Raw genomic sequence first — 10,289 nt, 5'->3', positions numbered from 1 at the left:
CAGCAAGCGGCTATCAGCGACATTATCGTTTTTGCCTTACGCTCACTGCACGTTGCCTACCTCGTCGGCGCTGAGTCCATTTTTAGCTTGCTGAAACGTTTCATCAAGTTTATAAAAATGGCACAACTCCAAGAAAGGCTGTCACCATGACCCCGCTCAAACTCTTCGTTGCCCTCAGCGCACTGTCCGCTGCCTCCCACGCCATGGCCTGGGATTACGTTCTGCTCGACACCGACAAAGCCGCCCAGAGCTGGCAGATCAACAGCCAGCAACTTGGAGTAAAAACCGACAAGCCCTTCAGCGTTAGCCTGCGTACCTTGCACGGCGGTCGCCAGGAGGGCGTCAGCATCGTCGATATCGATAACGGCACCATGAAACTCTCGGTAGTGCCGACTCGCGGCATGAACGTCTTGCAGGCCTCGGTCGGCAGTGTGCGCATGGGCTGGGATTCTCCGGTCAAGGAAGTGGTCAATCCGTCATTCATCGAACTCAATGGCCGTGGTGGTCTGGGTTGGTTGGAAGGTTTCAATGAACTGGTCGCCCGCTGCTGATACGAATGGGTCGGCCACCCCAGCGTCGACAACGGCGAACTGCTGACCCTGCACGGTCGGGCCGCCAACATTCCTGCGAACAAAGTCACCCTGCATATCGATGAAAAACCACCGTACGCCATCACCCTGCGCGGTGAATTGAAAGAGCAGGCGTTCAAGAAGGTCGACTTCTCGGTCGCGACCGAACTGGTCACCGAACCCGGCAGCGTCGTGTTCGCCCTCAATGACACCCTTACCAACAATGGCGACTATCCGAAGGAATACCAGGCGCTGTATCACAGCAACTTCAGCACCCCGTTCCTGGAGCAAGGCGCTCGTTTCGCCGCGCCGGTGAAACAGGTGTCGCCGTTCAACGACAAGGCCAAGGGCGATCTGCCCGACTGGCAAACCTACCGCGCACCGACCAAGGACTACGACGAAACGGTGTACAACGTGGTGCCGTATGCCGATGCCAAGGGCGATACGTTGACCGTGTTGCATAACAAGGCCGGCAGCCTGGGCGTTTCGGTCGGCTTCAATACCCAGACACTGCCGGTGTTTTCCCTGTGGAAAAACACCGATACCCAAGGCCAGGGCTATGTCACGGGGCTGGAGCCAGGGACAAGTTTTTCCTACAACCGCCGTTACCAGCGGCCACTGAACCTGGTTCCGACAATTGGGCCCAAGGAACACAAGCAGTTCCGCATCAGCTACAGCTTGTTAGCGGATAAGGCCGCGGTGGATAAGGCCTTGAAGCAGGTGAGCGAGATTCAGGATGGGCGGGAGACTGAAGTGCGGCAGACGCCGTTGGTTGATCTGAGCAAGGAATGACACCGGCTGGGGCATTGTCGGCCGATATTGCAGCTCCTCGGCCAAGTGTTCGCGTCTGATCCCATCGGCTTGTTCAAGGGCCGCCAGCGAGCGTGTGACCTTGGGCAGTTGATGGGCTGCTCGCAACGATTTGGGCACTGCCGGCCTTAGGCCCAAAACGGCCTCTCGCGACATACAATCATCGGCACGCATCGGATGGCGAAGCTGAGCCCCCAAAATTACGCCAAACCGGTGACGAGCACACACCAAACTGTGGGAGCTCTCGAGCCCCAGCGAGGCAGCGAGGGCGGCGGCACAGCCACCAACAAGGCTGGATCAACCCCCCATTTCCAGCCCCACAAAAACCAGAAAACCCGCCAAAGCGGGTTTCCTCACAGCTCACATCACATCAACTCACAGCAGGCACATCAAACCCGCGTCGCTCCATCACCGTAAACACATCCGACACGTCCTGGATCATGATCCGCGCGGTGTTGGCGACGGTATTCACGTCATGCTCGGCATAGTCGGACACATTGGAACAGGCCATCAGATGCAGGTAGGCGAGGGCAGCATTAAGACGCTCGCTGGCGCAGGCGTGGAGCTCGCTGAGCGGGGCGTCGCTGTCGATGAGCAGGACAGGGTATTCGGTTGCGGTTTGAGACATGGGGGTGAAGCGGCGGGGCGGGTGTTGAGTAGTCATAAGGTTCGATTCTATTTTGGGTAAAAAGAACTGCCACCTTGCTGCTGCGAAACAGCCTGGGTGGCAACTGTGCGCGGGTTCGCAGACCAGGAAGAATCACCCCCGGCAGACCCGAAGGTCTCCCACGCACAGCCGCCATAAACAAGACGCAGGCGGGCTCCGCCTGAGGGTCTGATGACTGTGCAGGTTGATTCTATTTTGGTAGGGCTGCGAAACCCGGTCGCTGACCGAGGTCGGCGACGGGGCGAACTATAAGGTGTGGTTAGCCAGGGTGCAACTGAGAGGATGTATCAACCTCAGTCATTAACTTTCCTACCCCTAGGTTCGGAAGATTTGGCTGGTTTCACAGGCCTGAACGGCCATGCGCATTCGGCCTGCTCAGTCGTTTGCGGCGGTAGCTTCTGTAGGTCTGTGTGCATAATTGGCAGAAATCTGTCGGCAGGCGACTGGCGTAACTGGGTGAAAAGACCTGTCTGATACCTGCTCTTAAAGACGGTAACCCGATTTAAAGTTTTATCAGCCCCCTATCTATCAACACGCGATTGCCAACACTATTTTTTTGCACCCCAAAATTTATATGCTCTCTAAGCGCTGACTTTTACAGTATGGATGGTTTAAATGTCATGCTTCTCATCAAATAACTTGCTCATAAAGCTTTCAGTGTTGGAAAAGTAACTCTTCATGATGAGATAATTCTCAGTCTCTGTATAATGCTTTTCTACTAATCCACTCTCGGTAAACTCCCAAATTCTTGCGCCGGGATAAGCAATTAAAATCGGTGAATGCGTTGCAATGATAAACTGAGATTGCTGTTTTGCGAGTTCAGCTATACGGACGAGCAGAGATAGTTGACGCTGGGGAGATAGCGCAGATTCAGGCTCGTCTAGCAAATACAATCCGTTTCCTCTGAATCGATGTATAATCAGATCCATAAAAGCCTCGCCATGAGACCTCGTATGAAGATCGCTACCCCCGTATGAGTTCTTAATGGGTGGCCCGCCGGGCCCGCAATCCAACTTGTTCATCTCGGTAATTACATTATAGAAACTTTCTGCGCGATAAAAATAGCCATCTCGAGGTCGCTTCGCTGTGCGTGACAAACGCAATGCCTTAGACAGTAAAGAGTTTTCATCGCTGGAAGAAAATCTAAAATTCTTACTGCCTCCCTCATGATTGAAGCCACATGACAATGCAATAGCCTCAAGCAACGTTGACTTACCACTACCGTTTTCGCCAACGAAAAAATTTATTGTGGGGTGGAGCTCGATCTTGCTAATTGATTGAATTGAAGGCAAATAGAATGGAAAGCTATTTTCTTCTCTATAACTCTCCAGGATTTCAATATTTTTAATATAAGGCATTAATATCCTGGCTGTAGCTTTCTTATGTAAGGATTACACTTATATAAGTGATGGGTGAGGCTATCATAAATAGCCTTTATTTAGGGCGGGCATTTTTGACTAGTGCCACATATCTCCAGCACTCTGCGCTCGGGTCAATTATAAAGTCAGGTGCGCACTAATGCGTTCGGCTAGCATGATCGTAGTAAGATTTGTCGCCACCGACGGGATATCCGGGATGATAGAGGCATCCACAACACGCAGTGCCGCGATACCTCGCACCGCGCCCCAATTGTTGACTACGGCGGCCTTGTCACCGTCCGCGCCCATCGGCACGCTCGAGGTGGGGTGCTGATAGCCGGCGACATTGTTTACGATGTTTTGTCGCAAAGCCTTGCCTTCAAGTACGCTGCTACCCGGTGTCATTTCATGGTCAACCAAGTCAGCAAACGGTGCACTGCGGCCAATCTTGCGAGACAGTTCTACTGCTTCGACCATGCGATCCAAGTCATTTTCCTGTTCAAAAAAGTTGTACCGAATGTTCGGCGCAACTCGGGGGTCACGGCTGGTCAAGCGTACGCTACCGTTGGATTTAGGTAATGTGACGGCGCATGCCAACACTATCGCACCGCCGGTAGGGCTTGCCTTTGGGTCGATCAGGTGTGTACCGGAGATATGTAAGTCCAGATCGTCCGGTGCGGCGTGTTGCGAGCGAGTCCAGGCGATAGCGCCGCCGGCTGGGGTCATAGCAATTGCGGAGGTCTTCAGCGCGTAGACGTTGAAGAAAAACGGATGTTCTTGCAACCGTTCACCTACCGGTAGATCAGCGACGGTGGCGATTCCCATCTCGCGAAGATGGCCTTGTGGGCCGATACCGGAGCGCAGCAGGATAGCGGGGCTGCCTATGGCACCGGCCGACAGGATCACTTCGCCGGCTGGAACTATCTCGCCGTCTACTAGCAATACACCTATGGCGCGTTCTCGTTCTATCAGGACGCGGTCGGCTTCAGCGTGGCCGCGGATAGTGAGGTTGGCGCGAGCCCGCACGTCTGCACTCAGGTAAGCCATGCCGGTATTGATTCGGGTGCCGTTGATGACATTCAACGGGTAGGGACCTACGCCGTGCTGGCGTGCGCCGTTGAAGTCATCCACGTGCGGCAGTCCAACTGACTCGGCAGCCGCCACGAAAGCACGCATTGAGACAGTATTCTGCGCAGCAGTGCGCTGACGCACTGGAAATGGGCCGGTACGGCCATGCCATGCATCTTCGCCAGTGGGCGTGTTTTCCATCGCTCGGTAGGCGGACAGCACTTCCGGCCAAGCCCAACCTTCGATTCCGCGTCCGGCCCAGCGCGCAAAATCGGCAGGGCGCGCACGCATCGCCACAGCAGCATTGACCGCGGAGCTACCACCGATCACTCGGCCGCGTGGGATGGCTATGTCGTGACCTATCCGAGCTGAGTCGTCACTATGGTAATGCCAGTCGTATTCGGGAGAAGCGGCAACTAGGTCGGCGTTCGTCAGCACTGCTGGATACCGGTCGGGCGCAAAGTCGGGACCTGCGTCGAGCAGCAGCACACTGCGCAGCGGGTCGGCACTGAGACGTGCTGCAAGGACGGCACCGGCAGATCCACCACCGACGATCACCACATCAAACTGCTTGCCAGTCCGAGGCGTCTCTTTAGTTTTACTGGAGCTGCGCGTTGCACCAGAGGCAAACGTAGCAGCGCCTGCCGTCATTGCAACCAGCACTGCCTGTGCTCCCAAAGCTATCGCGCCGCGTCGTGTGATTGTCAAAGTCATAGATTCCAGATCAGGTATCGTTAGTGCCGTCGAGGATGAGAGGCAAGAAACCATGGTAGGAACGCGTACCTGACCCAGCAAGACGGGGTTTCTGGAATCTGTGTCCGGTGGAATGGACGTCGAGAACTCACCCTATCTTCGGCGCCTACCCGCTCGGTAGTGCCGCCTTAGTTGCTGTATTCGGTAAAAAAATGTGCTGTATTCATGGAGAAGCCGCTGAAACGATCTGCCCAGCGTATTAAGGATGGCTTTACAGCAAGAGGATCTTGGGAAACTCCGAAGCCAAGTGATCCAGGAAAACACGTACTGACGGCAGCAATCCTTTGCGGGAAGGTACCAGTGCAGTGATCCTGGCATCGCCAGCTATCCATTCGGGCAGAACTCGATGAAGCTCACCACGCGCAACGGCCGCCCGCGCGATGTAACTCGGCAGGGCCACAATCCCAAGCCCGCTGATGGCTGCATGTTGCAGGCTGAGCATGTCCTCGCTTTGCAGCCGCGGCATGATGGGCACAGCAATTTCTTCGATCGATAGAGTGACATGGCGCAACCGCCAGTTCATGGGGGCATTAGCTCGCGCAAAGAAAATCGAGGCGTGGTTGCTTAGCTCCGCTGGCGTGGCCGGTGCGCCATGTTCGGCCAGATAGCTTGATCCGGCGAACAGAAACCAGGGCGCGACCCCGAGCATGCGCTGGACAAGATCGGAGTCCGGCAATGGAGCCTCATGCGCCCGGATGGCGACGTCGTAATTTTCGCCAACAATATCGATGGTTCGATCGGCCGCATGAGCGACCATATTGATCTTGGGATAGACACGAAGGAAGTCAGCGATCATGCCCGCCATGGCGAAATTCATGGTCGCGACTCCAGCGGTACACCGGATGGTCCCGACGGGCTCCAACAACCGCTGACGCACTGACATTTCTGCCATCTCTGCTTCTCGCAGCGCGGCCAGCGCGTGCTGGTAAAACTCTTCTCCTGCCTCGGTCATACCGAAGCGACGCGACGTTCGGCTGAGCAAACGCACACCTAATTCGCCCTCCAATTGTTGCATGCGGTGGCTAAGCGTTGACTTGGGCATACCGGTACTTGCAACTGCGGCAGTAAACCCACCGCGATCGACCACATTGACAAAAATAAACAGATCGTTCAGGTCCAGCCGATTCACGTATGGCCCAATCATAGGAAGGCAATTTTTAATCTTGAAGAGTTCCAAGGGTACCGTCTAGAACTATGTGGTTATTTGGCAATGTTTCGCTGGGAAGGAGCGTCCAATGAGCGGGAAGTTGCATCTGGCCAAACCGGCTTGTTGGGGGGAGGCCCAATACCTAACATCCGGTAAATAGCCAAACCCCGGAGCAGAGAATGAAATCAATAAATGGCAAAGTCGTCCTCGTTACTGGTGCCTCATCGGGATTGGGGCGCGAGTTAGTGCATCAACTGCTGGAAAAAGGTGCGCTGGTCGCAGCCACCTTTCGCAAGCAAGAAGAAGTGGATTTCTATAACGGTAAACATGCCGCGCAGGGCATGGGCGTTTTGGTAGACGTGACAGACGATATGGCGGTCAAAACGGGTGTGGCCCAGGTGCTGGCTCACTTTGGCCGTATCGACATTGTCGCTAACTGTGCGGGCGCTGGCACAGTGGGTGCGGTTGAAGAAATGACGGATCGAGAAGCGCGGCGTGTATTCGATCTGAATTTCTTTGGCGGCCTGAACATCATTCGCGCTGTGACCCCTGCGATGCGCAAGCAGCGCAGCGGGCACATCATTCAATTCTCCGCAATCGGTGGCTTCATTGGCTACCCGGGCATGGGCGTGTACTCGGCCGCGAAGGGCGCTACTGACATCCTGGGTGAAGCACTGGCAGGTGAACTTGCACCCTTTAACATCGCCACGACTGTGTTGACCATCGGTGTATTCGAGACCCAATTTGCGGGGCGCTCACTGGCTTACGTCGAGCAAAAAATCGATGACTATGAAGGCACACCCGTCGGTAAGTTCCGTGTAGCTATAGGTGGTCTGCAAGGTAAGCAGCCGAATGTTCCAGGAAAAGGGGCTTTGGCGATTATCAACCTGATGGAGGCGGATAATCCACCCGTACACGCGGCCTTGGGTGCCGATGCGATGGGCGGAATGCGTGCAAAAATGGCCAAAGTTGAGCAGGAACTTGTCCAGTGGCAGGGCAACGCAACCTCTACAGAACGCAGCATCAACGGAATCTGATCATGCGAATGACCAACAAAGTTGTACTGATTACCGGCGCATCGCGCGGGCTCGGATTATCCCTGGCACGTCGTTTTGCCAGAGAGGGGGCTTGCGTTGCGTTGACGTACAACACTGACGCTGCCGCAGCCGACCGAAATGTCGAGGCGCTCGTTGCTGAGGGCGCTCAAGCAATGGCCATTGGGGGAGACATCAGCGACCCGGACGCTGTCAAAGCCATATTCGCAGCAGTGCTGGCTCGATTTGGGCGCATCGATATTGTCGTGGCCAATGCCGGACGGGAGCTTATCGACACACCGATCACGGAAATCGATAACGCGATGTTCGAGGCTGTCACCAAAACCAATGTGTTTGGCACCTTCTATACGCTTCGCGAAAGTGCGCGCCTTGTTACCGATGGTGGGCGCATCATCGTGATTTCGTCCACGACGACGATCGTACCAAACGCAGGCTTCACCGCGTATGCCGGAAGCAAAGCCGCTGGCCGGCTTTACGTTGAATGTCTCGCGCAGGAAATGGGCAAGCGTAACGTCACGGTGAACGGTGTGGTACCGGGGCCGCTACGCGACGCAGGTGTCATCGCTAACCTTCAGGAAAATGACTATCAGGCATTGGCACAGTTGTCGCCATTTGCGCGCTTGGGCTCTGTCGCCGATGTCGAAGGCGCCGTGCTTTTCCTGGCAAGTGACGATGCAGCTTGGATTTCCGGTCATCACCTGGTTGTCAATGGCGCCGCCAAAGTATAGGGCAGACCCGCATGACCAGGCGGTGGGGCAGTCCTCATCCTTCGGCCACCGTTCAACGTCCGTTTACGTGTTCTTTTCAAATTGATTACCCCTTTAAAGCCACTTAAATCAAGGTCCCATCATGTCGCCTAAAAAGATTGCCGTCATTGTCGGCAGCCTGCGCAAAGAATCGTTGAACCGTCTATTTGCTCAAGAAGTAATAGCACTTGCGCCACCCAGCCTTTTATTAGAAATAGTCGAGATCAATGAACTGAATCTGTTTAACCAAGACTTGGAAGAAAACGGTGAGAGTGCCCCTGAAGCCTGGACTCGTTTTCGCCAGAACATGGCGTCGAAAGATGGAGTACTGTTTTTCACTCCCGAATACAACAGGTCAGTTCCTGGTGTATTGAAGAATGCCATTGACATTGGCTCTCGCCCCTATGGAGAGTCTATATGGGCGGGCAAGCCAGCGGCTATCGTAAGCGTATCGCCGGGCGCCAGCGGCGGCTTCGGTGCTAACCACCATTTGCGTCAATCCATGGTGTTTTTGGACATGCCACTTTTGCAGCAGCCGGAAGCATATATCGGCGGTGCGACAAAGCTTCTGGGAGAGGACGGGAATTTGAATGATGACGGAACTACTCAGTTCTTAAAGAAATTCATCCACGCCTTTGCCGCGTGGGTCGAAATCAATACCACCAAGTCAACGGGTTTAATTTAGGGCGGTAGAAAGTCTCTGCTTTGGATGATCAAGGGCGTTGATGAGTCGCCTCAGGTTTCACATACAGTCTTGGTGTCCGCTAATGGCTGCTTGCTGACTGCAACTAAAGTCAGCAAGCGGCTATCAGCGACATTATCGTTTTTGCCTTACGCTCACTGCACGTTGCCTACCTCGTCGGCGCTGAGTCCATTTTTAGCTTGCTGAAACGTTTCATCAAGTTTATAAAAATGGCACAACTCCAAGAAAGGCTGTCACCATGACCCCGCTCAAACTCTTCGTTGCCCTCAGCGCACTGTCCGCTGCCTCCCACGCCATGGCCTGGGATTACGTTCTGCTCGACACCGACAAAGCCGCCCAGAGCTGGCAGATCAACAGCCAGCAACTTGGAGTAAAAACCGACAAGCCCTTCAGCGTTAGCCTGCGTACCTTGCACGGCGGTCGCCAGGAGGGCGTCAGCATCGTCGATATCGATAACGGCACCATGAAACTCTCGGTAGTGCCGACTCGCGGCATGAACGTCTTGCAGGCCTCGGTCGGCAGTGTGCGCATGGGCTGGGATTCTCCGGTCAAGGAAGTGGTCAATCCGTCATTCATCGAACTCAATGGCCGTGGTGGTCTGGGTTGGTTGGAAGGTTTCAATGAACTGGTCGCCCGCTGCTGATACGAATGGGTCGGCCACCCCAGCGTCGACAACGGCGAACTGCTGACCCTGCACGGTCGGGCCGCCAACATTCCTGCGAACAAAGTCACCCTGCATATCGATGAAAAACCACCGTACGCCATCACCCTGCGCGGTGAATTGAAAGAGCAGGCGTTCAAGAAGGTCGACTTCTCGGTCGCGACCGAACTGGTCACCGAACCCGGCAGCGTCGTGTTCGCCCTCAATGACACCCTTACCAACAATGGCGACTATCCGAAGGAATACCAGGCGCTGTATCACAGCAACTTCAGCACCCCGTTCCTGGAGCAAGGCGCTCGTTTCGCCGCGCCGGTGAAACAGGTGTCGCCGTTCAACGACAAGGCCAAGGGCGATCTGCCCGACTGGCAAACCTACCGCGCACCGACCAAGGACTACGACGAAACGGTGTACAACGTGGTGCCGTATGCCGATGCCAAGGGCGATACGTTGACCGTGTTGCATAACAAGGCCGGCAGCCTGGGCGTTTCGGTCGGCTTCAATACCCAGACACTGCCGGTGTTTTCCCTGTGGAAAAACACCGATACCCAAGGCCAGGGCTATGTCACGGGGCTGGAGCCAGGGACAAGTTTTTCCTACAACCGCCGTTACCAGCGGCCACTGAACCTGGTTCCGACAATTGGGCCCAAGGAACACAAGCAGTTCCGCATCAGCTACAGCTTGTTAGCGGATAAGGCCGCGGTGGATAAGGCCTTGAAGCAGGTGAGCGAGATTCAGGATGGGCGGGAGACTGA

The 10,289-nt window shown here is 55.1% G+C and carries 7 protein-coding genes and 3 pseudogenes; 5 read left to right on the top strand and 5 right to left on the bottom strand.

Features of this window, described 5'->3' with window-relative positions:
• Positions 1-146: 146 nt before the first annotated feature.
• Positions 147-1,361, top strand: a pseudogene (locus tag BFP92_RS23000) (aldose 1-epimerase family protein).
• Between the two features lie 15 nt (positions 1,362-1,376).
• Here the strand turns inward: BFP92_RS23000 and BFP92_RS32145 are convergent.
• From BFP92_RS32145 to BFP92_RS22980, 5 genes and pseudogenes are all read right to left on the bottom strand, one after another.
• Positions 1,377-1,490 (bottom strand): annotated as a pseudogene (locus tag BFP92_RS32145) (hypothetical protein); the annotation flags it as partial.
• 259 nt (positions 1,491-1,749) lie between these two features.
• Complete coding sequence (locus BFP92_RS22995; RefSeq protein ID WP_056859523.1) at positions 1,750-2,043, bottom strand: hypothetical protein; 294 nt, start codon at positions 2,041-2,043, stop codon at positions 1,750-1,752.
• Positions 2,044-2,657: 614 nt separating this feature from the next.
• The gene (locus tag BFP92_RS22990) at positions 2,658-3,404 is read right to left on the bottom strand and encodes an AAA family ATPase (protein WP_139114103.1); all 747 of its coding nucleotides are present in this window, start codon (positions 3,402-3,404) and stop codon (positions 2,658-2,660) included.
• A 138-nt stretch (positions 3,405-3,542) separates the two neighbouring features.
• A complete protein-coding gene (locus BFP92_RS22985) occupies positions 3,543-5,186 on the bottom strand; it encodes a GMC family oxidoreductase (RefSeq protein WP_065931245.1) in 1,644 nt (547 codons plus the stop codon).
• A gap of 250 nt (positions 5,187-5,436) precedes the next feature.
• Positions 5,437-6,402, bottom strand: a complete 966-nt coding sequence (locus tag BFP92_RS22980) for a LysR substrate-binding domain-containing protein (RefSeq protein ID WP_238339902.1) — start codon at positions 6,400-6,402, stop codon at positions 5,437-5,439.
• 149 nt (positions 6,403-6,551) lie between these two features.
• Here BFP92_RS22980 and BFP92_RS22975 point away from each other — a divergent pair, with 149 nt between their 5' ends.
• From BFP92_RS22975 to BFP92_RS22960, 4 genes and pseudogenes are all read left to right on the top strand, one after another.
• On the top strand, positions 6,552-7,409 hold the full coding sequence (locus BFP92_RS22975; protein WP_065931243.1) for an SDR family NAD(P)-dependent oxidoreductase: 858 nt from the start codon (positions 6,552-6,554) through the stop codon (positions 7,407-7,409).
• Positions 7,410-7,411: 2 nt separating this feature from the next.
• On the top strand, positions 7,412-8,155 hold the full coding sequence (locus BFP92_RS22970) for an SDR family NAD(P)-dependent oxidoreductase (protein WP_065931242.1): 744 nt from the start codon (positions 7,412-7,414) through the stop codon (positions 8,153-8,155).
• A 121-nt stretch (positions 8,156-8,276) separates the two neighbouring features.
• A complete protein-coding gene (locus BFP92_RS22965; RefSeq protein ID WP_065931241.1) occupies positions 8,277-8,858 on the top strand; it encodes an NADPH-dependent FMN reductase in 582 nt (193 codons plus the stop codon).
• A 256-nt stretch (positions 8,859-9,114) separates the two neighbouring features.
• A pseudogene (locus BFP92_RS22960) lies at positions 9,115-10,289 on the top strand (aldose 1-epimerase family protein); the annotation flags it as partial.

It is taken from the genome of Pseudomonas sp. 58 R 3 (assembly GCF_900006605.1).
GTDB classification, from domain to species: domain Bacteria; phylum Pseudomonadota; class Gammaproteobacteria; order Pseudomonadales; family Pseudomonadaceae; genus Aquipseudomonas; species Aquipseudomonas salomonii.
This window is presented reverse-complemented; position numbering and strand designations above follow the sequence as displayed.

Excerpts from the sequence above, each read along its gene's own strand:
- BFP92_RS22985 (WP_065931245.1), bottom strand. The coding sequence starts at position 5,186 with ATGACTTTGACAATCACACGACGCGGCGCGATAGCTTTGGGAGCACAG.
- BFP92_RS22995 (WP_056859523.1), bottom strand. The coding sequence starts at position 2,043 with ATGACTACTCAACACCCGCCCCGCCGCTTCACCCCCATGTCTCAAACC.
- BFP92_RS22975 (WP_065931243.1), top strand. The coding sequence starts at position 6,552 with ATGAAATCAATAAATGGCAAAGTCGTCCTCGTTACTGGTGCCTCATCG.
- BFP92_RS22965 (WP_065931241.1), top strand. The coding sequence starts at position 8,277 with ATGTCGCCTAAAAAGATTGCCGTCATTGTCGGCAGCCTGCGCAAAGAA.
- BFP92_RS22970 (WP_065931242.1), top strand. The coding sequence starts at position 7,412 with ATGCGAATGACCAACAAAGTTGTACTGATTACCGGCGCATCGCGCGGG.
- BFP92_RS22990 (WP_139114103.1), bottom strand. The coding sequence starts at position 3,404 with ATGCCTTATATTAAAAATATTGAAATCCTGGAGAGTTATAGAGAAGAA.